The 26,307-nt window shown below is 54.6% G+C and carries 24 protein-coding genes; 11 read left to right on the top strand and 13 right to left on the bottom strand.

Annotated features, from left to right (window positions below; translation table 11 throughout):
• Positions 1 to 163: 163 nt before the first annotated feature.
• Genes aroB through MKY12_RS03015 form a run of 3 tightly spaced genes read right to left on the bottom strand, consistent with a single transcriptional unit; the run spans position 164 to position 3,039 of the window.
• Complete coding sequence (gene aroB, locus MKY12_RS03025) at positions 164 to 1,315, bottom strand: 3-dehydroquinate synthase (RefSeq protein ID WP_339312864.1); 1,152 nt, start codon at positions 1,313 to 1,315, stop codon at positions 164 to 166.
• A 58-nt stretch (positions 1,316 to 1,373) separates the two neighbouring features.
• On the bottom strand, positions 1,374 to 2,126 hold the full coding sequence (locus MKY12_RS03020; protein WP_339312862.1) for a WecB/TagA/CpsF family glycosyltransferase: 753 nt from the start codon (positions 2,124 to 2,126) through the stop codon (positions 1,374 to 1,376).
• Positions 2,127 to 2,154: 28 nt separating this feature from the next.
• On the bottom strand, positions 2,155 to 3,039 hold the full coding sequence (locus MKY12_RS03015; RefSeq protein WP_339312861.1) for a hypothetical protein: 885 nt from the start codon (positions 3,037 to 3,039) through the stop codon (positions 2,155 to 2,157).
• A gap of 162 nt (positions 3,040 to 3,201) precedes the next feature.
• Here MKY12_RS03015 and MKY12_RS03010 point away from each other — a divergent pair, with 162 nt between their 5' ends.
• Positions 3,202 to 3,432, top strand: a complete 231-nt coding sequence (locus MKY12_RS03010; protein ID WP_339312859.1) for a hypothetical protein — start codon at positions 3,202 to 3,204, stop codon at positions 3,430 to 3,432.
• Between the two features lie 606 nt (positions 3,433 to 4,038).
• Here the strand turns inward: MKY12_RS03010 and MKY12_RS03005 are convergent.
• From MKY12_RS03005 to MKY12_RS02985, 5 genes are all read right to left on the bottom strand, one after another.
• Complete coding sequence (locus MKY12_RS03005; RefSeq protein WP_339312857.1) at positions 4,039 to 4,962, bottom strand: ADP-ribosylglycohydrolase family protein; 924 nt, start codon at positions 4,960 to 4,962, stop codon at positions 4,039 to 4,041.
• 37 nt (positions 4,963 to 4,999) lie between these two features.
• Positions 5,000 to 5,998 carry a Gfo/Idh/MocA family oxidoreductase gene (locus MKY12_RS03000; RefSeq protein ID WP_339312856.1) on the bottom strand — a complete coding sequence of 333 codons (999 nt, stop codon included), beginning with the start codon at positions 5,996 to 5,998 and terminating at the stop codon, positions 5,000 to 5,002.
• A 111-nt stretch (positions 5,999 to 6,109) separates the two neighbouring features.
• Complete coding sequence (locus tag MKY12_RS02995; RefSeq protein ID WP_339312855.1) at positions 6,110 to 6,901, bottom strand: hypothetical protein; 792 nt, start codon at positions 6,899 to 6,901, stop codon at positions 6,110 to 6,112.
• Between the two features lie 217 nt (positions 6,902 to 7,118).
• Positions 7,119 to 7,367 carry a hypothetical protein gene (locus tag MKY12_RS02990; protein WP_339312853.1) on the bottom strand — a complete coding sequence of 83 codons (249 nt, stop codon included), beginning with the start codon at positions 7,365 to 7,367 and terminating at the stop codon, positions 7,119 to 7,121.
• A gap of 281 nt (positions 7,368 to 7,648) precedes the next feature.
• The gene (locus tag MKY12_RS02985; RefSeq protein WP_339312851.1) at positions 7,649 to 8,362 is read right to left on the bottom strand and encodes a YceI family protein; all 714 of its coding nucleotides are present in this window, start codon (positions 8,360 to 8,362) and stop codon (positions 7,649 to 7,651) included.
• A 144-nt stretch (positions 8,363 to 8,506) separates the two neighbouring features.
• On the opposite strand from MKY12_RS02985, the gene MKY12_RS02980 reads away from it, so the two are divergent.
• The 4 genes from MKY12_RS02980 to MKY12_RS02965 all read left to right on the top strand — a co-directional run bounded on the left by MKY12_RS02980 (position 8,507) and on the right by MKY12_RS02965 (position 12,194).
• Positions 8,507 to 9,187 (top strand): response regulator transcription factor, encoded by a 681-nt coding sequence (locus tag MKY12_RS02980; RefSeq protein WP_339253781.1) that lies wholly within the window; start codon positions 8,507 to 8,509, stop codon positions 9,185 to 9,187.
• Entirely contained in the window at positions 9,175 to 10,605 is a 1,431-nt protein-coding gene (locus tag MKY12_RS02975) for a HAMP domain-containing sensor histidine kinase (protein WP_036731304.1), read from the top strand. Before MKY12_RS02980 ends, MKY12_RS02975 begins: the two co-directional genes overlap by 13 nt.
• 179 nt (positions 10,606 to 10,784) lie before the next feature.
• Positions 10,785 to 11,300: a hypothetical protein gene (locus MKY12_RS02970; protein WP_209877133.1), complete on the top strand. Its 516-nt coding sequence runs from the start codon at positions 10,785 to 10,787 to the stop codon at positions 11,298 to 11,300.
• A gap of 156 nt (positions 11,301 to 11,456) precedes the next feature.
• Entirely contained in the window at positions 11,457 to 12,194 is a 738-nt protein-coding gene (locus MKY12_RS02965; protein WP_339312848.1) for a hypothetical protein, read from the top strand.
• Between the two features lie 104 nt (positions 12,195 to 12,298).
• Here MKY12_RS02965 and MKY12_RS02960 read toward each other — a convergent pair whose 3' ends face one another.
• A complete protein-coding gene (locus tag MKY12_RS02960; protein WP_339312846.1) occupies positions 12,299 to 13,225 on the bottom strand; it encodes a DUF6612 family protein in 927 nt (308 codons plus the stop codon).
• Between the two features lie 211 nt (positions 13,226 to 13,436).
• On the opposite strand from MKY12_RS02960, the gene MKY12_RS02955 reads away from it, so the two are divergent.
• Positions 13,437 to 14,894, top strand: coding sequence for an amidase family protein (locus MKY12_RS02955; RefSeq protein ID WP_339312844.1), 1,458 nt, complete (start codon positions 13,437 to 13,439; stop codon positions 14,892 to 14,894).
• Positions 14,895 to 14,957: 63 nt separating this feature from the next.
• Here the strand turns inward: MKY12_RS02955 and MKY12_RS02950 are convergent, their stop codons facing one another.
• Positions 14,958 to 15,515 (bottom strand): DUF1273 domain-containing protein, encoded by a 558-nt coding sequence (locus MKY12_RS02950; protein ID WP_036731292.1) that lies wholly within the window; start codon positions 15,513 to 15,515, stop codon positions 14,958 to 14,960.
• A gap of 238 nt (positions 15,516 to 15,753) precedes the next feature.
• Between MKY12_RS02950 and MKY12_RS02945 the strand changes: the two genes are divergently transcribed.
• Genes MKY12_RS02945 through MKY12_RS02935 form a run of 3 tightly spaced genes read left to right on the top strand, consistent with a single transcriptional unit; the run spans position 15,754 to position 19,724 of the window.
• The gene (locus MKY12_RS02945) at positions 15,754 to 17,406 is read left to right on the top strand and encodes a spore germination protein (RefSeq protein WP_339314756.1); all 1,653 of its coding nucleotides are present in this window, start codon (positions 15,754 to 15,756) and stop codon (positions 17,404 to 17,406) included.
• A 28-nt stretch (positions 17,407 to 17,434) separates the two neighbouring features.
• The gene (locus tag MKY12_RS02940) at positions 17,435 to 18,538 is read left to right on the top strand and encodes a GerAB/ArcD/ProY family transporter (protein ID WP_339312843.1); all 1,104 of its coding nucleotides are present in this window, start codon (positions 17,435 to 17,437) and stop codon (positions 18,536 to 18,538) included.
• A complete protein-coding gene (locus MKY12_RS02935) occupies positions 18,531 to 19,724 on the top strand; it encodes a Ger(x)C family spore germination protein (RefSeq protein ID WP_339312841.1) in 1,194 nt (397 codons plus the stop codon). The genes MKY12_RS02940 and MKY12_RS02935 overlap by 8 nt, the downstream gene beginning before the upstream one ends.
• Before the next feature lie 86 nt (positions 19,725 to 19,810).
• Here the strand turns inward: MKY12_RS02935 and MKY12_RS02930 are convergent, their stop codons facing one another.
• Positions 19,811 to 21,841, bottom strand: a complete 2,031-nt coding sequence (locus MKY12_RS02930; protein ID WP_339253765.1) for a beta-galactosidase — start codon at positions 21,839 to 21,841, stop codon at positions 19,811 to 19,813.
• Between the two features lie 119 nt (positions 21,842 to 21,960).
• Here MKY12_RS02930 and MKY12_RS02925 point away from each other — a divergent pair, with 119 nt between their 5' ends.
• On the top strand, positions 21,961 to 22,797 hold the full coding sequence (locus MKY12_RS02925; RefSeq protein WP_339253763.1) for an AraC family transcriptional regulator: 837 nt from the start codon (positions 21,961 to 21,963) through the stop codon (positions 22,795 to 22,797).
• A 105-nt stretch (positions 22,798 to 22,902) separates the two neighbouring features.
• Here MKY12_RS02925 and MKY12_RS02920 read toward each other — a convergent pair whose 3' ends face one another.
• Positions 22,903 to 23,817 carry a LysR family transcriptional regulator gene (locus MKY12_RS02920; protein ID WP_339253761.1) on the bottom strand — a complete coding sequence of 305 codons (915 nt, stop codon included), beginning with the start codon at positions 23,815 to 23,817 and terminating at the stop codon, positions 22,903 to 22,905.
• 147 nt (positions 23,818 to 23,964) lie between these two features.
• On the opposite strand from MKY12_RS02920, the gene MKY12_RS02915 reads away from it, so the two are divergent.
• Positions 23,965 to 24,195, top strand: coding sequence for a hypothetical protein (locus MKY12_RS02915; RefSeq protein WP_076078884.1), 231 nt, complete (start codon positions 23,965 to 23,967; stop codon positions 24,193 to 24,195).
• On the opposite strand, the gene MKY12_RS02910 is transcribed toward MKY12_RS02915, so the two are convergent.
• Positions 24,185 to 26,281, bottom strand: coding sequence for a beta-galactosidase (locus MKY12_RS02910; protein WP_339253757.1), 2,097 nt, complete (start codon positions 26,279 to 26,281; stop codon positions 24,185 to 24,187). The genes MKY12_RS02915 and MKY12_RS02910 overlap by 11 nt on opposite strands.
• Positions 26,282 to 26,307 lie beyond the last annotated feature (26 nt).

The following is a 26,307-nucleotide window of genomic DNA, read 5'->3' as shown; positions in this document are numbered from 1 at the left end:
AATAGATTATGTTATGAAATGTGACTTTTAAGCAACTTTATCGCCTGTGTGCCCACCGCTTATACATCATTATAGATAAATATAAAGACTTGTCAATAAAAATACGGAAGATAATATCACATAATTAAAAGAAAAATATATATTATGGTAGAATATATAACATTTAAGTCGCCGGGTTCACGCGAAGCTCCTCTAGCAGCTTCATGACTGCCGATTCTTCAACCGGAACAGAATAAGAACCGTCGGCAAAACGCTTCATCCTCCCGATACCGTCCTGAAAGACGAAGCGGATGCGGCCATTGCGTACTTTTTTGTCTGTGTACATCTTGTCCACTAGTGCCCGGTTTGAAATGTACTCTGGAAGCTCTGTTGGCAGGCCTGCCTTCTTCAGCAAAGCCACCACACGGTTAGCCTGCTCTTCCGTCATATAACCAAATTTCACACCCAGCTTCGCCTGGATGACCAGCCCCACTGCAACTGCCTCGCCATGCAGCAGCCGGTAACCGCTGAGCGCCTCAAGCGCCCGGCCTGCCGTATGCCCCAGATTCAGAATCTGCCGCAGATTACTTTCATGCTCGTCCTGCTCTACCACTTCATATTTGATCCGGCAATTCGTCAGCGCAAGTTGCTCGCATACCCCGGCATCCAGGATCAGCTCCCCTTCTCCCGTAATAATTCTGTCCATATTCGCTTCCAGATAGCTGAAGAACTCCTCATCACTCATGCAAGCGTGCTTGATGGTCTCGGCCAGACCGCTTCTGAATTCACGGGATGGAAGTGTGCGCCAAGCGGCCAAATCTATGTATACTTTACGGGGCTGGTGAAAGACGCCGATCAGGTTGGTGGCGACGGGTGTGTTCACGCCTGTTTTGCCGCCAACGGAGGCATCTGCTGCTGCCAGCAAGGTGGTAGCATAATTCAGGGAAGGCACTCCCCGGCCAAAGGTCCCTGCCAGAAACCCTGCCAGATCAGTCACCGCTCCGCCCCCTACCGCGATAATACAACAGTCTCTGCCGTAGGCTTGGCTTAGCATTTGGTCCTCCAGCAATGCCTTCGTCTCCCGGGTCTTCGAGCTCTCCCCCGCCGGAAAAGAGAATAAGTCTGCCTGGAATCCCTCACGCCGCAGCAGCTCCAATAAAGGACGGCCATACAACGGCTCCACCGTAGAGTCTGTAATAATAGCATATTTGCTGACTCCCTCAATCAGCCCCTGCTGCAAATCGCGAACTAATGAGGCAAACAGATGCTCACCGATTTCAATAGAGTACGAGTGATCGACTACTTTTTGGAGGGTTACTTCAAAGCTCTTGGACATGGGTTGAGCCCCTTTCATCAATAGACTGTAGCTTGCAGGAGAATGCAACTTGAAGATTTCATTTACGGATCATCGTCCGGTAGACGAACTTCGGCAGCGCGGATTGTCTGCGCCAGCGTGACTTCTGGCCTTTGGCGACGGGTGAGAACAACAGTCTGTGCGCCCACTCCAGATTCATTTTTTTCCAGATGGCCGGTGCCGGTCTTACTTTCCCCGAGATCACATCCAGACTTCCGCCCACGCCAAAACCAAGCTTGATTCCCTGCAATTCATCCTTGTGCTTATACAGCCATTTATCAGAGTAAGGCGCTCCCATGGCAAGAATGAGCACATCCGGCTTGGACTGCTGAATACTGGCGATGATCCCTGACTCTTCATCTGGCGCAAAGAACCCGTGATGCCTCCCGGCAATCTTCACCTGCGGATAGCGCAGATTAATCTGCTCCACCGCCAGTCTGCTAGTAGGCTCATCTGTTCCCAGAAAATAAAAACTCCAGCCCCGCTCATTTCCTTTCGCAAGTAAACTCAGCAGCAGGTCGTAGCCGGTCACCCGCTCCGTGATAGGATTTCCTTGTCTTCGCGCCGCCATCACAATGCCGATCCCGTCAGGAACAATCAGATCTGCCGAGTTAATGATCTCCCGCAGTTGTTCGTCCGTTTGACTCGCCAGGGTAATCTCCGGATTTGCCGTAATCAGATGAAACAACCCTCCCTGCCCGTCCATGATTTGCTCGTCCAGCAGCGAAGTTGTCTGTTCCAGCGTCAGTTTGGAGAAGGGGACTCCCAGAATACACACCTTGTCCTTCATCATCTCACCTCTCCCATTTGTCTAATCCCATTCAATCCTCGAAGTACTTCCACCATTCCACCAGCCAAGGCTCATCTACGCCGCGCAGGCGGAATTCCTCCAGCAGCACCCCGCGGACCCGCTTCTCCATTTTCACAAAGCTGTTATCCTCCTGATACATTGGCGCATAGGACAGATCTTCTGATAGGTATTGCCGGAAGTCCTTCATGCAATCAAGCACCCTTATCCCCACTGGAAGGTGCTCTGCTACCTGTACAAGCCATTTATCATACGGATAGGGGTGGCCCTCCACTGTGATAGCACAGCGTAAGGCCTGCTTGAACACCTCCACCGCCTGAAAAAGAATCGGAAAAGCCTCTCCCCGGCGCACGGGATTATCCAGGCTTTTGGCAGCACTCCGAAGGTCTATGTATGTCTTCTTCCGCAGACTCATCAAATGTTCTGAAGGCAGCGGAACCGCTTGCGCAAACAGCGCCTTCAAAGCCAACGGGTCATGATAGAGACAGGCGACCGCTGCATTCCACAACGAATCCAGTTGTCCCTTCTCCAGCGCCTGCTCCAGCTCCGATAATTTGAGCAGGGTGTAGTGTCCTGTTTTGCCGCTGGGCAGATGCACATCTACAAACAAGCTGCTTCTCTCCGGGATCAACTCTGCCCGTTCGAAACGGCTCGTAATCGGCTCATAGCATTCATCCCGGCAGACCAGGATCAGATCAATATCCGAGCTGTCGTCCACAATCCCGAGCGCCGTTGATCCATCCAGCAGGATGCTGATATGCCCGCAATCCTCCGCAAGCAGCGGGTGATTCAGAATGTGCGTGCTGATATAGCTGCCAATTTCACGAAGTAATTCATTGTGCCGCTGCCGGTTGTCCGGCTTCAGCAGCAGACTGGATAGACTTGCCGTCCATAGCACACACTTCCCTCCCCCTCATAGAATCTCCGTTCCCTCCTACCAACCGCACAGAACATATTTCCGGAATATTATAACATAATTTAGGAGAGTTACTGTTTGGATTATCTCATAATCGTACTTTGGGTTTACCGCAAGCTAACAGGAAGGGAGACCTTGAGAAGAATGAACGATGAAACGATTTATAGCCATGAGGACACACTGAGGATGCTGGACGCTCTTTTTCGGGACGAGGGGGCATGGTGGGATGGATTCTATGCGGATAAGGAGAAGGGCATTCCTTTTTTCCGGGATTGTCCCGATGAGAATCTGGTGGAATCTTTCAGCGAAGGGGCGCTCATATGCTGTGGGCACTGGAACAGTAGTAACTGTATTTTGTACAATGGAATGCTGTAAAAAGGGCATCGAAATAGATTCTATTGTATTCGGTACAATTGAATTTTGAATAAAGGCCTCATTTCGCCCAATACGCAGCATTCCACTGTATGAAATACAATAGAATCTCATTTTACGGTCAAATATGAGTTTTCTATTGCAGTAAATACAATCAGCTACTTTCAATTCAAGCGTAGAAGTCGGCGATGGGTGCAGGATCTGCCTGATATCATCGTTCATGCCTCCATTAAGGTACAGGCGATTAGCTTAAGTGCAATCTGTACAACTAAAACGTCTGATGTACCATCGAATCGCGGTTTAGTTGCATTTCGTACATCTAAAGTACCTCCATACCCCGGTTCTCAACCATTAAGGCAAATTTAGTTGTACAGACTACAGTTAGAAGAGGAATGTTTGCCTTTTCGCGGTTTTTAATTGTGCAGAATACACTTATCTCAGAATGTCTTTCAAACGTCGCCTCGTACATTACCGCGTTAATGCAAGAACCCACTTCTATAGTTCACATGAGTTCACACGCGAAACTCCGCATCATCCTGCACAACAAACAGGCGGGGTGCCCTGTGACCCATGCGCCCCGCCTGCTACATGCAGCTTAACTACCTTTGCTTATCGCACCCGCTCCATAAACAGCCGCCCCGCGTAATCGCTGATCAGCCCGCGCAACGCCAGCTTGCCGCTCCAATCGGCCGGAATGCCGCTCAGGCCATAGTAGGCTCCGGCGATCTGGCCGTAGATGGCACCAGTGGTGTCGGCGTCATTGCCGAGATTCACGGCGAGCAGCGCGCCCTCTGCGAAGCTGTCCGACTTATGGAATGCCCATAGCGCCGCTTCCAGCGACTCTACGACATAGCCCGAGCCTTGAATCTGCGGCGGCTCCTTCAGCTTGTAGGAGCCTTGCTTGATGTTCAGCATATGCGGCGTCAGGGTATCCTCGTCCAGCCATTCGCGGAAGGCATCCGGCGCCAGCATCTCCTGCTTGCTCCAGCCGTGCAGCCCGGCTAGAATATATGCCGCGAGCAGGCGGCAGGCAGCAAGACACTCGGCGGCCCCGTGCGTGGTTCTTGAACTCATTGCTGCATAGCGGATCGCCTCAGCGGGCTGCTTCGCGTAGTACATCACCACCGGAGCCAGACGCATAATGGATCCGTTCCCGGCAGAGAACGGATCCTCTGAACCGCTGTAAGCCTCCCCGCTGGCTTCATACCGGTGCAGCGCTTCACGCGTTGCGTTGCCGATATCGAAGCATCTGCCGGTGCTGCTGAGCGCTCCTTCGCGGTACCACTTCACATACCGCTGCATCTGATCCGCCGGATCGAAGGCCTGAACGGTTAGCAGGCTCTCCGCCAGACAGAGCGCCATCGAGGTGTCGTCCGTCCACTGTCCCGGCTGCAGAGCGAATACCCCGCCGCCGACAATATCTGTCATTGGCTTGAAGGTTCCGGGTGCCTGGAATTCTACAGTTGTGCCCAGCGCATCCCCGGCGGCCAGCCCCTGCAGGCAGCCCTGATAACGGTCATCAGTCAATGTCACTTGGTCTCCCCCTTTCCCGGAAGCTTCCTGCCCGCACTTATTCGCCGGGATACTTCAGTCCCCACTGCGCCCGGACTTCATCCAGCAGCTTCATCAGCGCTACGGATTCATCCAGCGTCATTACCGGGCTCTCGGTAAGCCCGGCCTGAAGACAACGGCCTACCTCTTCCGCCTCGAAGCAGTACCCGACCGAAGCACGGTCGTCTTCGAACCTCTCCGCCAATTCGCCGTTCACGTAGAGCTCGGCCGATTTCGGATTAACCAGGGTGCCATTGACCACGATACAACCTTCCGTTCCATAGATATAGGCTTCATCGTCCAGATTCAGGCGGATGCCGGCATGGAGTGAAGCAGATACGCCATTCCCGTAGGACAGCAGCAGCGAGAAGTGCTCATCCACGCCAGTCTCCCCGATATGAACGGTGCTGGCGATCGACTCTGGATGAGGTCCGAGAACCATCGAGGTGAAGGAGACCGGATAGATGCCGACGTCCAGCAGCGCACCGCCGCCAAGGGCCGGATTCAGAAGACGCCCTTCCGGCTTCCAGTCAGAACGGAACCCAAGGTCCGCCTTCACTAGCTTCACCTCGCCGATGCGCCCGGTGGCCAGCCATTCCCTCACCTTCACATGTGCCGGGATATACCGGCTCCACATCGCTTCCATGAGGAACAGCTTATGCTCCCGGGCATAGGCCACGACTTCCTCCAGTTCAGCACTATTCACGGTAAAAGGCTTCTCGCACAGCACAGCCTTGCCCGCCCGCAAAGCCAGCAGCGCATTCTCCCGGTGGAACGGATGTGGTGTGCCAATATAGATGGCATCCACATCAGGATCGTTAACCAGCTCTTCGTAGGTGGCGTATGCGACAGGAATGCCGTGATCGGCTGCGAATTTATCCGCGCTCTCCTGCGAGCGCGAGCCGACTGCATAGGCCACCCCATTGCTGGCGTGGGCCAGATCCGTGGCGAACTGATGGGCGATCCAGCCTGTGCTGAGAATGCCCCATTTTATCGTGTAAGCGTTATCTTCTGCCATAGTAATATCCTCCTCGTAATGAAGCTCAGGTCCCTCTGATTCTATCAAAATCTCCCTGGTGTGTACATGTCCGCCGACCGGCAGGACCCTCCAGCTCCAGACAAGTGTGTATTACAGCCCGAACAACACATTCAGGCGTTCCTTCGAATAACCGTCCTCCCCGCGCCAGTTGGCTACAGCGTTGAAGTCATTGTCTCCGCCCCGCCCCTGGCGCGGCTCCTCCTGCGGAACCAGAATTCCAGCATATCCCCAGATCTCCATCACCACATCCCGTTCATGCCGGTTCGAGGGGAATATATCCTTCCAATGCTTCTCCAGCTTCCGTGCACCATCCTTGCTGCCGCATAGCTTCACGGCTTCGGCCATATCCTGCAAAATACGAAGATCCTGCGGAGCAGCCTCCACCTCCTCTTCCCGGCTGAACAGCTCCAGATCGAGCCAGCAATACAGCAGCTTATTAAGGCGGATGCCGCCCCATTTGACCCGCTCGAAATTGAGCACATTCAGATCCACAGCGTTGTACTGCTGATCAGACATCAAGTGTCTGGCATCACAGGCCGCACAGCTGCTATACCTTGGCTGCTCAGCGGGGGGCTGGGCGAATTCATGTGCAGGCAGCTCCGAGGTTAAGGCCCAGCTGGACAAGGCACTCCGCAGATGAACCTTCCGGGTAGACAGGCTGTGCAGAAAAGCCGCCACCACCTTCTCCCGGGTCACACTCCCGCTGTGCAGTACCCGAAGCTTCTCCACCAGCTCATCATGGGTGATCGTGAGGGGATCGAACATGACCCCCTTGCTCTTCGCATAGTCGAACTCTTCACCGGAAAAAGGCCCGTATGTCCCCTTCCAGCCGCTGGCGCTCCAGAACGATTTTTGCAGTATAGTTTTGGCCTTACGATCCATGTATCTTAACTCCCTTCCTTACCTGATGGTCCTATTGAATAATTATGTATCTCTTATACTTAACCTGAAGGCGGGGATTTGTACCGTCACAAAAAAACACCCTACCGGGTGAAAGATGCTTTCATGGCGATGCTCAGCCTCCCCCTCGCCAGTTCTGAGAGTCTTCTCTCACCGACCGCTTGCATGGATAGATTGTTGCACATCTTGCAGGATTTCTCTAAAAAGTCACGGGCTGTGGAGCACGCACCACGCGCCAGCACAATGTAATCGGTTTTTCGATTACATTCCAGCCATACGCCCTGCGACAGCCCAATGTAATCGGTTTTTCGATTACATTTCGGCCATACACCCCGCTCCAGCCCAATGTAATCGGTTTTTCGATTACATTCCAGCCATACGCCCCGCTCCAGCCCAATGTAATCGGTTTTTCGATTACATTCCAGCCATACGCCCTGCGCCAGCCCAATGTAATCGGTTTTTCGATTACATTCCGGCCATATGCCCCACGCTGAGCCCAATGTAACCGGTTTTTCGATTACATTTCGGCCATAGGCCCCGCGCCAGCCCAATGTAATCGGTTTTTCGATTACATTCCGGCCGTACACCCCGCGCTGGCCAAACGTGTTCGCTTTTTCGCATACATCCACATCTGGCCCACCGCTTTCGCCCCAGCCCCAGTCACAGCAAAAACCCTCCCCGCCAGCCGCGAATCCGCAGCAGACGGGGAGGGTCATCCCCAACACTATGTTATTTCTTAAGCACTAGCTCCAGGCGCACCTCAAGATTGTTCTCGGTACTGAGCACGATGGAATGCGGATTGCTGAGGCCGAAATCCTCGAAAGTTACGGTAGTCGTACCCGACAGCTTAAGCTCTCCGCCGCTATATGCGGCCTGCGAGTCGAACGTCACTTCCTTCTCGATGCCTTTCACGGTCAGCGTCCCCTGCAGTTGTACGGGCACCGCTGTACCCTCTGTCCATTCCTTTGGCATCTCCGAGAAGGACTTCACCGTGAAGGTGGCCTCCGGGAACTCCGCTACGGACAAGAAGTCCGCTCCCTTGACATGCTCGTCCCGCTGGGCGGTTCCCGAATCAAGCGCGCTCATGTCGACCGCCCCTTCGCCGGTCATCGCGGAGGCATCCTCCAGATTCACCTTCCAGGTACCCTTCACGGAAGGATCTACGAAGTTAACCGTTTCTTTGGATGTGGTCACGGACCAGTAGACCTTGGACGGCTCTGCAATGTTCCAGGTTCCGTTCAACTGCTCCGGCGTTACAGCAGCAGCGGCAGCAGCCGCATTGGCCGTTCCTTCCTTCTGGGCTCCGCTGTTCTGCGCCTGCTCAGGAATCACCGATTCAATCTCCACCTTATTGCCAAGGCTGTTATTCACTAAGATGAAGGCGGTGATGGCTCCTGCAATAATTACAATGGCTGCGGTTATAGCGACTGTTCTCTTCTTCATACGATCTCCTCCATTCCATTTTCTGTCTCTGCTCGTTCCAGCTGAATCTCATTCTACCAGAGCAATATGTCGGGAATAAGTCAAAGCATACTAGCCTGCAAATGTGTTAGAATTGTCGTAATTTTAGTTAAGGGACTGAAGCTCATGCAATCGATACTAATCGTAGAGGATGAAGAAGCCATCGCGCGGGTGCTTAGTGCCTATCTGCGAAAAGCAGGCTTTCACGTCACCCGGGCCGCAGACGGCCGGAGTGCCCTGGACGCCTTCGAGGAGGCGCCTCCCTCGCTGGTCCTGCTCGATATCATGCTGCCGGCGATGGACGGCTTCGAGCTGCTGCAGCTCATCCGTGAGCGGAGCAGCTGCCCGGTCATCATGCTCACCGCCCGCGACGGGATCAAGGACCGGCTGGCGGGTCTGGACGGAGGGGCGGATGACTATATGTCGAAGCCCTTCATCCCCGAGGAAGTGGTTGCAAGGGTGAAGGCGGTGCTGCGCCGCCCCTCGCAGTGGTCGGACGGCAGCCGCAAGCGCCATTATGGCAGTCTGTTCATCGATTTCTCGGCGCGCAGCATCTTTCTGAACGGGGCGGAGGTCAGCCTCAGCCCGCGCGACATGTCGGTGCTGCTGTTCCTGGCGGAGCGGCCGAACCAGATCTGTACCCGCGATCAGCTCCTGGAGCATGTGTGGGAGATGGATTATGACGGAAGCGACCGTGCCGTTGATCTCTCCATCAAAAGACTGCGCCAGGCGCTCTCGCACTGGCCGGAGGACGAGGGCGAGATCCGCACACTGAGAGGAACAGGTTATCAATTATGGACAACATAAATAAGAGTAAGAAGAACAGCAGCAGGAAAAAGAAGACTACCTCCATTCTCACTTACTGGACGCTGCGGTACCTGCTGATCATCAGCATCGGGCTGCTGGTGACGGCGCTGTTCACCCTCTGGTGGATGCAGCAGGAGGCGATGAGCAACCGGATGCAGACGACCGGCCTGCTGGCGCAGGAGATCGCTGACCGGAGCGTGGATACAGACGGTCAATTAGCGATTACCGGGGGCCTGAATAGGCTGGTAGAGGACCGCAAACGCTTCTTCAAGGTCACTGAGGAAATGTGCGTAATCATCACCGGACCTGAAGGCGAATTGTTATACTCCCAGCCCCCGATGACAGACGAGGAAATGCGACACAAGCTCAATGATAGCCTGACCGATTCGCGAACCTCTGAATACAAGGCCGCCGCCGCACAGATCCAGGGGGACCAGGGCACACTGGGGCAGGTGCTGGTTATGCAGTCCAAGCGCTCCCTGCGTCATATTCCGACAGAGGAGATCACCTTCTTCTCGATTATCATCGTCTTCCTGATTATCCTAAGCTGGCTGACGATCTATCTCTTGTCGATCAAGCTGGCCAAGCCGGTTCAGCGGGTGGCCGCTGCCGCCGCGCAGATCAGCAGCGGCCAATATAATATCGCGCTTGAGACCGGGGCCAAAGAACGTGAGATTCACGAGCTGCTCGTCTCCTTCCAGGAGATGGCGGGCAAGCTGCAGCAGTTCGAGCAGTCGCGGGCCATCATGCTGGCCGGCGTGTCCCATGAGCTGAAGACGCCGGTCACCTCAATCAAAGGACTGCTCCATGCGGTACGCGAGGGCGTTGTCGAAGGCGAGGAGGCCAATGAATTCCTCGATATCGCTCTGCTTGAGACCGGGCGGCTGCAGCATATGGTCGCCGATCTGCTGGACTACAATGCGCTGACAGCGGGCATGGTTGCCGTCCGTCATGATAAGCTCGAAGCGGCCCCGCTGCTGGAGGAAATCCTCTATCAATGGATGCTGACCCAGAACGGGGAGGTTAATAAGCCCATCCTGCTGCTGCCGGAGAACCCGCTTGTGCTGCGGGGAGACCCGCTGCGCATCCAGCAGATTATTGTGAATCTGCTGGGCAACAGTCTGCAGGCGAAGACGCCGGACTGCAATCTCCAATTGAAGCTTGAACTTACGGCTACGCCGCAGGGGCAGGCCGAAATCTCCGTTACAGATAACGGGCCGGGCATCCACCCGGACAGCCGGGAACGGATCTTCGAAGCCTTCTACCGCAGCTCGGGCAAGCAGAGCCTGCTTCGCGGACTCGGGCTGGGCCTGACCTTCAGCAGACTGCTGGCCGAAGCCATGGGCGGCAGCCTGGAGCTGGGCAGCAATCCGCCGCAGGGCTGCACCTTCGTGCTGCGGCTCCCGCTGGCAGAGTAATGAACCGGGGAAGCGCGTTATAGTCCAGCACCCCGCTGCGTGGTATAATCAACTGACTACAAGCGGAAACGGTATTGCCGTCCTTTTAAAGGACGGTACCGTTTCAGCGAGAAATAGAAAGATAATGTATAGCGTGAAACCTATACATTTTTATATTTCAAGTGAACCGGAGGCTGTATATGCTTACTTTTGAACAGAAAATAGCTATTCTTGATTCCTATCCCCAGCTGGAGGCGCGGAAGGTCTCACTGGGACGGGTGAATTATCACCTGGAGCAGAGCCGTCACGACAAGAAGACCGTGGCTTCGTATATTCACCCGAACGGGAACGGCTTCGTCTATGCCGGGCTGCTGCGGGGCTATGAGACGGATGATAAGGGACTGGTCAATATCCGCGATTATTCGGAGGCTGCGCTGCGCGAGCTGCTGGATGCGTCTATCACTTCTCTCTTGATGTACATTCCCGAGGCCCCTGCCCCTTCCAAAAGAAAGAAAAAAGCGCAGACGGGCGGAGCTGAAGCGCAATCACTGTGGACGAATGAGGACGGGCATACGCTGAGCCTGAGATTCGAGGAGGATCTGTGGTATCTCTATGCCGGACTACAGCTTGAGATGGCCTTCGAGACGGTCGCTGAAGCGGAGGAATATCTCGCTGAAGAGGGGTTTGCCCGGGTGGCAGACGAATTACAGGAATAGAATGGGTCCCGGCCCGTAAATCGACGTTTATCGACGATTTACGGGCTTTTTCGCATGAATTTCTGCATATTCCGGCAAATTTATAGAATTTCCCGTTGAGTCCCCTTATACTAGAGCCAATGGCATTTTCCATATATTTCACAAGGAGGAATCACAATGAACAACCCGGAAGGCGGAACACCCTTCACGAATCCTGAGGGACCTAACAACCAACCTGGGCAACCGCAGCCCCAGCGTAAGGTATCCGAGCAGTTCAATAATCTGCTCAAGGATGAACGTGTACAGCAGGCACAGGCAGTAGGCAAGCAGTATTGGAGCTTTTACCTGAGAGCCCTTACCCGCCCGTACAGTACAATGAGGGAAATCCCTGTGGCCCATTTCATGAACAGCCTGATCACCATGGGCCTTACGGCGTTGTTAACGGCCTTATATTTCCTCACCCTGTTCATCAAATGGGATGTCTCGGCCATCTTCGGCCCCGGCTTCCTGAAGCCGCTGTTATTGACGGCGGTTGGCCTGGCCGTTGCTTGCGGAGCCACTTATGCCGTTCTCCGGCTGGAGAAGGTCAGCTTCGATTTTAAATTGCTGATTACCCGGATGGGAACGCTGCTCGTTCCGGCCGTGGCGCTGCTGGTGCTGGCGATTCTCACACTACTTGTCAGCCTGTACTCCTTCTCGACCACACTGGTGGCGTTGTCCTTCCTGTTCGTCTTCATCAGCATGAATACGGCTTTGTTCCAATATCCGCTGAACACTGGCGGCAGCCGGGGCATTGACACCTTATACCCGATTGCCATCGCCAACATTGTGACCGGATATATTTTCTACAAGCTGATCACCTCCGTCATTGCCGGCGCAGCCTTTGGTATGATCAGCAACTCGTTTAATTTATAAAACCACCCTCCAAAACAATTCACGCCAAAAACGGCGCTGCCATCCTAATCAGGACAGCAGCGCCGTTTCCATGTGTTACATTCCTATTCAGCCCGGTTAGCCTGTTACGGAGTGGTTGGGGCTGCCGGTGTTGAAGGCATTTCAACTTCCTTCGCATCCAGTGCTTCCTGCGGAACCTTGATCTCGTCGACCTTGTTGTGATCGCCGATGGTCGCCTTCATATCCATATCAATCGATATCGTCTGGTCATTGCTGGTCATATCCATGACCATGGTTACATCTGTACGGGTTGGGAAATAGGTCTTCTTATCCACCGCATAGGCGATATTCATGCTCTTGATATTCATCTGGTCCATCATGGCAGCCATCTGAGGATCGGCACTGCCGCCCTGGTTCATATAAGACTTCGCCAGCTCCTTGACGTCATCGCCGGATACCTCGGCAGACAACAGATAACTATCGCCTTCCTCAGTGATTTTGGTCTTCTCGGTAAGCGCCTTGAATTGCTCCAATTGCTTCTCAGGGTTCGCGGACTGCTGCATAGCAGCTAGGACCTGTTCCCCCATCGTAGCAGGCAGCTTCATCCATTGCCCGTTCACCTGGGAATAGAAGCCGTCCTTAGTCACATACTGCTCAATCTTCTGGTCGCCCTGGGCCGTCTTCATCTGCACCTCCTGATGCATCATCAGCGGCTCCTTAATGAACTTGGATTTCGTGGTCATATCGGTATCTTGCGCATTGTCCCCTTGTGCCGTCTTCACATTGATCTTCTGCTTCACCTGCGATTCCATCGCGAAGCTCTTCAGATCACCCGATGCGGCAACCGACTTCTGAATCAATTCATCCACCGTTGGAACGCCGTCTGATGTCTGTTCAGCAGGCGCTGCCGATGCGGAGGCTTCCGGAGCCGCGCTTCCTGCAGGTGCAGCTGTTGCAGCGCCCTCCGATGGTTTGAGCTCCTCATTATTGCCGCAGCCAGCCAAGGCAACTGTCAGCATAACACCCATAAATATCGTAGTCCATTTCTTCAAGTTCGATTCCTCCTAGTGATGTTAGCAAGTAGTATTGTTAAATCTTGTGATGTATTTAACCACAGGAGCCCCCCTTCTAATCAGCCGTTTAAAAGTTACATCCAAAGTCATGGTCGTCCGGGTGTTAAAAGAATGCTATGAAGACAGGCAAAACTGTGCTTATATATGGAGAATACTACTATAATCCAAAGGGAAAGAAGCGTGGACCCGCATGAGTTTTGAAATCGTAGAGGCTACCCTGTCTGACATTCAAGCCGCTCTGGATTCCGGGGAGATCACTTCCAGACAATTAGTCCTGATGTACCTTGAGCGCATAGCGGATCATGACAAAAACGGTCTAACGGTGAATTCTGTACTGGAGATTAACCCGGATGCGCTGTTCATCGCTGAATCCCTGGACGTAGAGCGCCAGCTTCAGGGTCCGCGCGGACCGCTGCACGGCATACCGGTGCTATTGAAGGATAACATTAATACCGGGGATAACATGCATACCAGCGCGGGCTCGCTCGCGTTGGCGGACTCTTTTGCCGGAGAGGATGCCTTCATCGTCAGCAGGCTGCGCGAGGCGGGAGCTATCATTATGGGCAAAGCCAATATGACGGAATTCGCCAACTTCATGACGAATGGAATGCCCTCCGGCTACAGCTCCCGGGGCGGGCAGGTGCTTAACCCCTATAACATCTCCACGCCGACAGGCGGCTCCAGCGCAGGGTCTGCGGTAGCGGTGGCCTGTAATTTCTGCACCGTCTCCGTTGGAACAGAGACCTCCGGCTCCATCCTCAATCCCGGCAATCTTGGCTCTATTATCGGTATTAAGCCCACGGTGGGGCTGATCAGCCGCTCCGGTATTCTGCCGCTCTCCAGCACGCAGGATACCGCCGGGCCTATGGCACGAACGGTCCGGGATGCCGTCCTTCTCCTGAACGCTCTGCTCGGTCAGGATGCCGGAGATGCGGCTATGGGTACGAACAGAGGTAAGGTTCATGAGGATTATACGGTTTTCCTGGATGCAGACGGTCTGCGGGGAGCAAGAATCGGAATTCCGCGCGATTATTACTTCGAGGAGCTGACGGAGGAGCAGCTTGCGCTATTCAATGCCTCTGTGGAGCGAATGCGGGAGCTCGGGGCGACCATTATCGATCCGGCCGAGATTACAACGGCGCGGGAGATTAGCTATTCATCTGTGGTGCTGAATGAATTCAAAACCTCACTGAACGCCTATCTGGCCCGCCTGGGTCCGGGTGCACCGATGCGCACCCTGAAGGATATTATTGATTTCAATCATGCCCATCCGGTCCAGACGCTGAAGTTCGGGCAAGCGACCCTGCTCGATGCCGAATTAACAACCTCCGGCACCTTCACTGAGCCGCAATATCTGCGTGACCGCATGACGGATCTCAGACTCTGCAAGGAGCTCGGGATTGACGCTACTATGCGCGAACATCAGCTTGATGCCCTGCTGTTCCCCGCTGACTTCGGCGCACGGATTACCTCAAGAGCCGGATATCCGTCGATCGTGGTGCCGTCAGGCTATACCTCAGCCGGTGCCCCCTTCGGCGTAACCTTCTCCGCCCGGGCCTATGAAGAACCGGTGCTTATCAGACTGGCCTATGCTTATGAGCAGAACTATAAGGTACGCAAGCCGCCTTCACTCCGCAGCTTCATCTGATCCCGCTTCAGGCCAACATGGGACAGGCTCCAGGTGCGCAGCCCGCAGCTGCGCACCCCCTTCTCAATCATAGTCATGCCGGTTCTCTTCATCGGCAATGCTCTGAATCTCCTCTGCATGCATCAGATGCAGCTCATAATCGCCTTCGGCATGCAGCTTCACGACCCGCTCTTTGGTGAACTTCGCACTGCTCTCCGCCGCATCCTCGTCGTAGAACAACAGAATCCCGTCGCTTTTACGCAGCAGCAGATCATCTCTGGCCTTGAACTGCCAGCTCCCGTCATAGGGAGCATTGCTGACGGCTCCGTAGTAGTCAGCACCGGCTACAATGCGGCGGTATTCATTCTGCTTCTCTTCCTTCCACTTCTCCTCCGGTGAGGCATGGGCCGTAATAATGCCCAGCTTCAGTCCGGGATATTGCTGTTTCAGCTCCAGCACCACCTCGCAGGCCCACAGATCAACACCATATTGCCCGGGAGTAATGACCCATTCCAGGCCCTCCTCCACCAGCGGAATGATCCGGTTCGCGAGTGCTTTTTTGATATAGGGAATGCCCTGATGCTTGCTGTCATAAATGCCGAGCTCATGGGCCCGGTAGCCTGTGACCAGTAAAGTCTTCATGTGCTGCGCCTCTCTCCTGACTGCTTCATTCCGAAATGTATGGAACAACCTGTACTCTATGCATTATATCTTATTTCGCGTGGCAGGACTGCCGGACCCGGGGAGCATATAAGCCGGACCCACCGTGCCAAATTATTTTCGGTAATTACGAGTAAATTTAGATAAAGTTTGGAAAACTGCATGAAGATGAAAACTCGTACTCCGTTATACTCAAATTCAAAAGCTGGGGATGATTACACTGTTCGGTATGATTCTTTCCTATATACCCGGCTGGGCAATCTTCGCACAAGCGGGTGTGGCTATGCTTGTTCCGCTGCTCCTGGCCTATCTCTATAAATCGCTCTACAAGCTGGTAGGCAGCGGACGCGGCCAGATCGGGTACGGCGCAAAAACCGTTCCTGCGCAGGGGCCGCCGCCGCTGGCTCCAGAGGAATCCTCCGCCCGGTTTACCGGTGATCTTAAGGATGACCTGCAGGCGGTTAAATCCGGCATCGGCAACAACAGCGATGTCCATTTCAGAGCATTCACAAATGCGAAAACAGGTGCACAAGGAGTCGTCATCCATGTCGATGGCATGCAGAGTGACCGGCTGCTCAGTATGGAAGTTATGCAATACCTGATGCATGAGATGCCTCCCGGTCCGCAGTCTTCTGTTGAAATGGCCGGGCATCGTCTTCCCTTCAGCGAGCTTAGAGAGGAAGAGCATATCAGGGACTTCAATAAGTCTGTCCTCTTCGGCCATGCCGCCCTGCTGATCGATGGGCTGCGCTGCGGGCTCCTGATCGAGATGCCCGGTGCTCCCAGCCGCCAGGCGGACGAGCCGGTCTCCGAAGCGCTGCTCCGCGGCCCCAGACTGGGCTTCACGGAGGTGCTCAGCGAGAATACCTCTATTTTGCGCCGCCAGGGCCTTAGCGATCAGCTTGAGATGGTATCCTTCCGGGCAGGGACCGCTATTGAAAGGGAGATCGTTGTGGCCTACATGAAGGATATCGTCAATCCCGACCTGCTGGAGGAGATTAAGAACCGCATCTGCAAAATCGATATGGATTTCCTGGCCGAATCCGGCTACATCGAGCAGCTGATTGAGGATAATTATCTCAGTCCGTTCCAGCAGCTACAGAATACAGAACGGCCGGACAGAGTGATCAGTGCCCTGCTGGAAGGACGGGTTGCCATCCTGCTGGACGGCACACCCTTTGTACTAATCGCACCGGTAACCTTCAGCATGCTGCTGCAGTCGCCGGAAGACTATTATGAGCGCTGGCTGCCGGGAACACTTCTGCGGCTGCTGCGTTTTGGAGCATCCTTCTTTGCCCTGATGGCTCCAGCCCTGTACATCTCTTTCATCTCCTTTCATCCGGGGCTGATTCCTACAGAGCTGGCGATCACGATCATTAAGACCCGGCAGGGTGTGCCCTTTCCCTCTCTAATAGAGGTGCTGATTCTGGAGGTCGCCATCGAGATTCTTAGGGAAGCGGGCATCCGGCTGCCGAAGCCGATCGGTCCGGCAATGGGCATCGTCGGCGGTCTGATCATCGGCGATGCAGCGGTTCAGGCGGGGATCGTCAGCCCGTTCCTGGTCATTACGGTGGCCGTAACTGCTATATCCTCCTTCTCCATTCCGATGTACAGCGCCGGGATCACCCTGCGGATGCTGCGCTTCGCCGGTATGCTGTTCGCCTCGGTGCTGGGAATGTACGGGACCATTTTGTTCTTCCTGCTGATCTGCTGCCACCTGACCAAGCTCAAGAGCTTCGGAGTGCCTTATCTGACCCCGCTCTCCCCTTTCCGGCTCAGTGACTGGAAGGATCTGTTCCTGCGCGCTCCGATGGCACTGATGAAGCGCAGACCGAAAATGATGAAGACTAAGCAGAGTAAACGAAGATCATGACCGCGTCTGGTATAAGGAGGAATGCAGTATGTTCATACGCACGGATGATAAAATCACGGCTACACAAACGGCCATTTTCCTGAACAATACCTTGCTGGGCGCGGGTGTGCTCACACTGCCGCGCAGCGTAAGCAAGAGTGTCGGAACTCCGGATGGCTGGATCTCCACCCTGCTCGGCGGGGCCATTGTGATGCTGGTTGTCCTCCTTATGGTGAAGATCAGCCAGCAATTTCCGGGAAAAACCGTCTTTCAGTACTCAAGGCTGCTGACCGGCCGGTTCATCGGCGGCATTCTGTCCATGCTGTTAATCCTGTATTTCATCACTATCGCCGGCTTTGAGATCCGTACACTGGCTGAGGTTACCCTGTTTTTTCTGCTGGAGGGGACTCCGATCTGGGCAGTAATCCTTCCTTTTCTCTGGCTGAGCACCTACCTCGTATACGGAGGCATCAACTCTATTGCCCGTGTCTACACCATTGTTTTTCCGATCAGCATTATGATTCTGCTCATCTCCTTCGTGCTCAGCCTGCGGATGTTCGATATCGATAATCTGCGTCCTGTACTCGGCAAGGGATGGTCCCCCGTATTCGCCGGGCTCAAATCCACCGTGCTTGTATTCACCGGCTGTGAAGTCACTATGACGCTTGTGGCATTCATGGAGGACCCCAAAAAGGCTGTCAAAGCTATGCTTGGCGGCCTGTCCATCCTGCTGTCCATCTATTTCCTGACCATCATTATAGTGATCGGAGGCATCTCTATTGATTCCGCCATCACCAGCACCTGGCCCACTATTGATCTATTGCGCAGCTTCGAGGTGCCGGGATTTTTCTTCGAGCGTCTGGAATTCCCGTTCATGGTCATCTGGCTGATGCAGATGTTCTGCAACTTCAGCAGCTTCTTTTTCCAGTCCACGCTGGGTCTCTCACAGATCTTCAAGCTTAAGGTGCACCCGATTATTTATGCGTTGGTTCCGCTGCTGTTCATCTCGGCGATGCTGCCCAAATCCTTAGGCGATCTGTTCGCACTCGGAGATACCATAGGCAAGATGGGGTTGGTGCTGTTCCTGCTGGTGCCTGTCCTGCTCTCTGTCGTCTGGCTCATCCGGGTGAAGGGGCTGAAGCAGCATGTGTAGACGAATCCTGGTGGTGCTGTGTAGTCTGCTAATCCTTGCCACACTGACCTCCTGCTGGAGCAGTAAAGAGATTGAGGATCTGGCCCTATACGCAGGGCTGGCTCTGGATGTCGGAGAGTTCTCGCCCACAGAACAGGAGCTGGAGGACAAGGGCGCTACTTATTATAAAAAGAATAAAATCACCGCCACTGTGCAGATGGTTCCGGCTAACTCCGTGGGAGGGACAGATAAACAAGGCGGCAGCAGCGGCAGCAGTCCACCCTATATGAATGTAACCGGAACCGGAGATTCTGTGCTGGAGATCTTCCGTCAATATTCGATTCTACGTGAACGGCCGATCATCGGCCACCACCTCAAGGTTATAGTGATCTCCAGTGAGCTGCTCAAGCAGCAGAGGATAAACCAGTTAATGGATTTCGTCCTTCGGGATAATGATATCCGTCCCAGCACGATGGTGTTCATAAGCCAAGGCCGCGCAGCAGACACTATGGTCGCGAAGCAAAAAAATGAAATTCCTGCCTTTCACATCAGAGATATGCTGCGCAATCAGAAGAGAACCAGCAAGGTGCTGGACCCTGTTATTTTATCGAAAATGGATGCCAATATGCACTCCAAACGCAGTTATGCACTGCAGAACCTGGTAACGGCGAATGGTGAGGTAGAATTCTCGGGAGCCGGAGTGATCAAGGGAGATACCGGGCACTGGGTGGGCCCGCTGAATCAGGAGGAAACCGAATGTCTGAGCTGGCTGACCAACGGGGGGCAAAGCGGGGTCATCAAGACCTACGACTGGAGCAATGAGCCGATTACCTATGAACTCAAGTCCATGAAGAGTAAAATCACTGCCAAAGCAGACGGCGGCGAGCTGTCCTTCGACGTCAAGCTTGTAACGGAAGGAAGGCTAAGCGAAACCTGGAACGTAGAGGAATACCCTGCGGCCACCCATCTTCCCCAAAAAGCAGAGAAGCTGTTCAAGGAGCGGCTGGAGGGGATGATGAAGAGTATGCTTCACAAGCTGCAGTCGGATTACAAAGCAGATGTGGGCGGATTCTCCACCAGACTCAGCATCCAGGAACCCGCCTTATGGAACAAGCTGGAGGATCATTGGGACGAGGTGTTCAGCCGGACTCCTATTCATGTCACGGTTGATTTGAAGATTACGGACTTCGGTTCCTTCACTCAATAGGGTAATCCCGTTAAGAATCTGTTTTAAAAAAAGCTGTCCCAGCAGCCGTGTCTAATGAACGGCCTTCGGGACAGCTTTGTCGTGCCTTACTGCTTGTCTGAGAGAATCAGCACTCCGCGCCCGGGAACTGGAGTGGAGCCGCTGAACTTCTTCCCGGTAAGCAGATCGGTCCGCTCTAGGGTACCGATATCCGCACGAAGCTCCTCTGCTGAATGGTTCAGCAGGAACAGATAGGATACGCCGTCCTTCACACGCTGAACGGACTCAATGCCTTCCGGCGCGCTGACCAGCGGCGCAATGCCGTTATCGGCGCACAGGTTAGCCAGGAAGCCGCGCAGGAAGGCCGCATCCGGGCTGGTGGCCACATAATAAGCCTTACCAGCACCGAAGCTGTTCACCGTTAGGGCAGGCATACCTTTATAGAAATCCGCACCATACTGAGCGAGTACCTCTGCGCCTTCGGGATGAATCAAGTCGCAGAGCAGGCCGCAGGCATAAGAACGGTTCAGAGCCCCCCATTCCTTATTCATTACGATTTCATTGCTCATGCCCGGCAGCAGGGCATCGATCTCCTCGGCCCAGATCCCCAGCACCTTGCGCAGTTCTCCAGGGTAGCCGCCAACCGTAACCAGATCATTCTCATTGACGATCCCGCTGAAATAAGTCGTAATGAAGGTGCCGCCGGCCTGGACGAAGGCCTCGACCTTCTCGGCGAAGCCCGGCTTCACCATATACAGCACCGGTGCAATGACAATCTTGTATCTCGACAGATCCTCTTCTACGCCGATCATATCCGCTTCAATATTCTGCTGATAGAGCGCATCATAATACTTATGGACCTCGTCCACATATTTCAGTGCAACAGACGGGCCGCTGGAGAGATCAAGCGCCCAGCGGTTCTCCCAGTCGTAGATAATCCCGATCTGCGCCGCACTGCGTGCATCCAGCAGCTCGCTGCCCAAGCTCTTCAGCTCCCGGCCCAGCTCAGCACATTCGCGGAATACGCGGGTATGCTCATGCCCTACATGCTCAATGACCGCTCCGTGGTATTTCTCGCAAGCGCCGATGGACCGCCGCAGCTGGAAGAACAGCACGGTGTCAGCACCGCGCGCTACCGCCTGATAGCTCCAGAGGCGCATGACGCCGGGACGCTTCAGGGAATTGTACGGCTGCCAGTTCTGCTGGCTTGGCGTCTGCTCCATCAGCATGAACGGCTGGCCGTTCTTCAGGCCGCGCATAAGATCATGTGTCATCGCCGTATGGCTGACCGGCGTGTCCAAGGAAGGATAGTTGTCCCAAGAGATTACATCCAGATATTTCGCCCACTTGAAATAATCGAGCTCCGGGTAGAAGCCCATCATGTTGGTTGTAACCGGAATATCCTGGCTGTGCTCCTTGATTGCCTTATATTCGAGAATGTAACATTCCAGCAGGCTATCCGACATGAATCTACGGTAGTCCAGAGAGATTCCCTGGAAGTTGGTCCGGTTGCCGCCCCACTCTTCACTGAGTTCATTCGGAACAACGATTTCCTCCCAGTCATAGAAGGTATGGCCCCAGAACCGGGTGTTCCAGGCTTTGTTGAGCGCATCCAGCGTTCCGTAACGTTCCTTCAACCAGACGCGGAAAGCCGCCTCGGACTGCTCGGAATAATCATATCCGCCGTATTCATTGGAGATATGCCAGGCTACCAGGCCCGGGTGATCCTTATAGCGCTCAGCCAGCTTACCGGCCAGCAGGGCCGCGTATTTGCGGTAGACTGCGCTGTTCGGGTTGGAGTTGTGGCGACCGCCGAATTTACGCTTCCGGCCCTGAACATCCACGCGGGTTACCTCCGGATAGCGGTGAGCCATCCAGGCCGGATGTGCCCCGGTACCCGTAGCCAGACATACATATGTGCCGTTCTTATATAAGCGGTCGATTAACTCATCCAGACCACTGAAATCGTACGTATCCTCAGACGGCTGAATCAGCGCCCAGGAGAACACATTAATGGTGGCTACGTCTATGCCCGCGAGCTTGAACATCCGCTCGTCCTCCGCCCAGACCGGGGCCTCCCATTGCTCCGGGTTATAATCTCCACCGTACCAGATCTTAGGTAATTTCTCGTTGATCACGCTACGCACATCCTTTATAGTATAAGTATATTCTTATTTTAATCGCTACCTCAATCGCTATAAATATAATATTAATGAATTGAAATATAATAATATGGAACAGCAGGAGATGAACCGGAATGTCACTGGATACCGTCCGCAGAATCGTATTCGCCCAGGAGAGCGGCCAGCTGCTCCCCATCACCCTCGACAGTATGGGTTATAACCCTGATCAGGAACAAGTCTCCCGGCCGCAAGGCTATCACACCTATCATTGGCTGCAGACGGCGCATGGCAATGGGATGATCCACTTCGACAACAAGAAGCTCACCCTCACCGAGGGCAGCGGCATTCTGCTGATGCCGGGGACACCGCACCGCTATGAAGCACTCTCCTCAGAGACTTGGCGCACCTATTATCTCACCTTCGGCGGGACCTCAGCCCGGCATATTCTGGATTCGCTCGGGATGAACACCAGCCTGTTCTACCGCTGGGAGAGCGGGGCGCCGCTGAGCTCGATGCTGAAGGAGATGCTGGACCGCCACGATACTTCGAATGACATGTTCAGTCTCGGGGAATCCAGCGATGCCTACCGTTTCCTGCTGACCCTGAACAAATACGGGCAGCTGCATAACAACACGGCCATCTCCCGCAATGTGGACAAGCTTCAACCGCTGCTGAAATGGATGGACAGCCATTATGGTGATCCCGAGGTAGGCCTCCGTGATCTCGCCTCCCGGCTTGAGGTGTCCGGCAGATATCTGAACAGCCTGTTCCTGCAGACCTTCGGGCTATCGCCCTATGCTTATTTCGTCCGGCTGCGCATCCGCAAGAGCAAGGAGCTGCTGGTTGCGAATCCCCAGCTTACCGTTAAGGCCATCTCGCAGCTGGTCGGCTTCCGCGATGTCAGCCATTTCGTAGCCACCTTCCGTAAGCAGTCGGCGGTTACGCCGGAGCAGTTCAGGAAGCTGCACTAACCCCTGAACATACAGAGACGGATACCATCCACCTAAGTGGGGTATCCGTCTTTTGCGGCACGAATATAGGATCTTATCCTACGTTTATGACTTCACTGCTGCCCGTTACTCCACAGGACCGCTGCTGTTCTGCATCCTGTCTGTCCCGCTCACCGCTTCCGGCAGCCCTGCCTTCAGCTCTTCGATGAACTCCCGGAACGCGCTCGTCATATAGAGGTCACGCCGCCGGATGAATACCGTCGGCACCTCCGCATACTTCTCGGGAAACGGATAGATCCTTATCCCCTCCGTGACATTCATCCGGGTGAAATAGGATAACGGCAGCACCGCATACCCTATTCCCGCCCTTACACAGCCGAGTAATCCCTCCATCGTCCCGAACTCCATCATCTTACCCAGCCGTCCGCCCTCTTCCGCCAGCCAGCTCTCCAGCTTGTTCCGGTACAGGCATTCTGCATTCAGCATCAGCAGGGTCTTGTCATGAACAGAGAGGATGCCCTGATAATCCATACTATCGGGAATCACCAGCCCGATCCGTTCGTGGATGAGCAGCTCCTGGACAATCTCCGGGTGCTCCACCGGCCCGTCCATAAACGCCCCCTGGACTTGATGCTGCAGAACCGACTCGATCAGCTCCCCCGCCCGTCCGACCTGCAGCTGCACCTCCACCTCCGGGTAGCATCCTCGGTAAGTGGACAGGATAGCAGGCAGCCGCACTGCCGCCGTCGTATCCGAGCCGATGGTAATCAAGCCTGTGGGCACTGGCGAATCCAGCACCGCCAGCTTCGCCTCATCCAGCAGATTAAGAATCTTGACCGTATACTCCATGAACGTCCGTCCGGCCGAGGTCAAGGTAATTCCCCGGCTATGCCGGTAGAACAGCGGAGTCTTCAGCTCCTGCTCCAGCTGCTGGATTCTTGCCGTTACATTGGACTGCACATAGTTCAGGCTTTGGGCTGCCTTAGAGATACTTCCTTCTTCGGCAACCGCCAGAAATACTTTGAGAAGACCCGTATCCACGCCGTATCGCTCCCCCCGGATCACCCATCAGCCGCAGTGATGGCCTCCATCATTTCCCTTCATTATACATGATCCGATACACCGTTTATGATGGAAATATAACAGGAATGCGAGACCCCGACTAAAAAATGGCTAGGAGTGAGAGCAGTGGAAAACAAAAAGTGGAAGTTCCAGCTGCCCGGTAATCCGGATGGCATAGAAATAGCTATCGGTACAAGTGAAATCAGAACTGTCCATGACCTCCTAAGCCGGTTCCGCCAAGAGGAGCTTATGGCGGCGCAGAAGCAGCAGGCCGAAAGACGGAAGCCACAGCCGAAAGCTCCTGTGGTCTCCCTGGCCTCCCGCATGCAGGAGAAGAGACGTCACCCTACTGCCTGACTCCAGCTTCCTGCAGGCCAGAGCTTACAGCTTGCAAAATCTGAACAGCAAAAGGCGGAAGCATGACGGTTCCAGTCTCCAGATTGCCGGTTAGCGCGCTGCGGTAGTGCTTCTCCAGCCGGATGCTCTGAGCCGTCCGGCTGAGGTTCAGCAGGAACAGCAGCTCCCGGTTCTCTCCTGTACGCTTGAAGGCCTGAACGCCCTCCGGTAATGCCGCGAACTGCTCAAGCCCTGCGTCCAGCGCGATATCACCCAAAAGCTTCAGCCAATAATCCTCCCCGGGATCGGTTCCGATATAATATACCTTGCCCTCCCCGAAGCGGTTCAGTGTAGCCGCAGGAACTCCGGCATAGTAATCATCTTCATACCAGGCGATCGGCTCCGCTCCCTCCAGACAAAGAATGTCGCACCAATGGCTGCATGCATACAGATTCCCTTCAGCATCACGGAGCGTATGAACCTCGTCTCCAACCGGATCATACTCCTCCACCGTTATGCCGGCAGCACGTGAGAACAGCCCGGGAAGAGGCTGCATTACACAGATATTATTCATGTTCTTCACACCGCTTCGGCTCATCAGAATGACTGTGCCGCCGCCTTCCGCAAAGGATTCCAGCGCCTGTGCCGCCTCTTCATCATGCAGGTACAGGCTCGGGACGATAACCAGCTTGTAGCCCTCCAGCGGCTGACGCCAGTCCACCACATCACAACTGATGCCACGCTTGGTTAACGCCCGGTGATATTGCTTGATGTTATCATAATAGTCCAGCCCCTCCGCCTGGGGCTGAATCCGCAGCGCAGCCAACTGCTCGTGCGAATACAGGATAGCCGTCTGACTCATGACCAGTGTCCCTTCCAACAGCGGAGCCAGAGCATTCACCTCACTGCACAGCTGCCCGAATTCGGCAAATCTCCGCCCGGGCACATTGCTGTGGTCGATGAGGCCGTGCCAGAACTGCTCTGCTCCAGCGGCTGCGCTTCTCCAGCGGAAATGCACCACGGTATCCGCACCTCTGGCAATCGCCTGCCAGGCATATGCACGGATCAGTCCGGGATACGGAGTGCGCCACATCGGGAACCAGCAGCCCGGAGGGCCGCTAAGCTGCTCCATGATCCAGAAGCCCCGGCGTTTAATCCCGCGGGTCAGATCCAGGGATAAGGCCCCGCTGTATGGTGCAGTGGCCTGTTTCTTAGGCGAAGGATTCGGATAGTAATCGAAGGCCGCCACATCCAGCTCCTCTGCCAGCCCGTGCATGTCCAGCCGCTGCGGATAACTGTGAAAGTTATGGGTGATAAAATGATGTGGGCAGATCGCCCGCAGCACATCAATCTGCGACTTCTGGAACGCAATCACTGAATCCCATTGGAACCGCTGGAAGTCCAGCAGCAGCGAAGGGTTCTGAAAAGGTGAAGCGCCATAAGGAACTGTCAGTTCACTCCAGCTGCTGTAGCTTCCGCTCCAGACCACGGTTCCCCACTCCGAATTAAGCTGTTCCAGCGTCCCGTACTTCTGCTGAACCCAGTCCCGGAACGCCAGGTTGCAGCTGTCACAGCGGCAATCCAGCATACTGAATTCGTTATCCGTCTGCCAGCCGATAACTGCAGGGTGGCTGCTGTACTGGCGGGCAAGCGCCTCAATAATCCGGCCGCCATGTTTCCGCAGGGAAGCGCTGTTATAACAGCGCTGGCCGCGCACGCCCGGATGGAAGACGCCGCCATCCGCGAGTATAGGCAACACATCCGGGTAAGCGGAGGTCAGCCAACGCGGCGGTGTTGCTGTAGGCGTCCCGATCACAATCTGAATCCCGTACGCATGGAACAAATCCAGCGCCCGGTCCAACCAGGCGAAGTCAAAGCTGCCGTCCGAAGGTTCCAGCCGGCTCCAGGCAAATTCCGCTACCCGGACAACCTTGACCCCGGTTTCCTTCATTAATTTGATATCCTTCTCCCACATGGACTCGTCCCAATGCTCAGGATAATAGTCGACACCGATTTGCACGTTGCTGTAATCATTCCGCTCCCGAATTGTGCCCAGCTCCCTCTTATCGTAATGTACAAGACTTTGATTCGAGTATACCTCAATCACCAGTTAGCCGAAAACCATAAAGGACG

The organism is Paenibacillus sp. FSL M7-0896 (assembly GCF_037975415.1).
GTDB classification, from domain to species: Bacteria; Bacillota; Bacilli; order Paenibacillales; family Paenibacillaceae; genus Paenibacillus_AQ; species Paenibacillus_AQ silagei.
The sequence above is the reverse complement of the archived record's forward strand: the minus strand, read 5'-3'. Positions and strand labels throughout refer to the sequence as shown.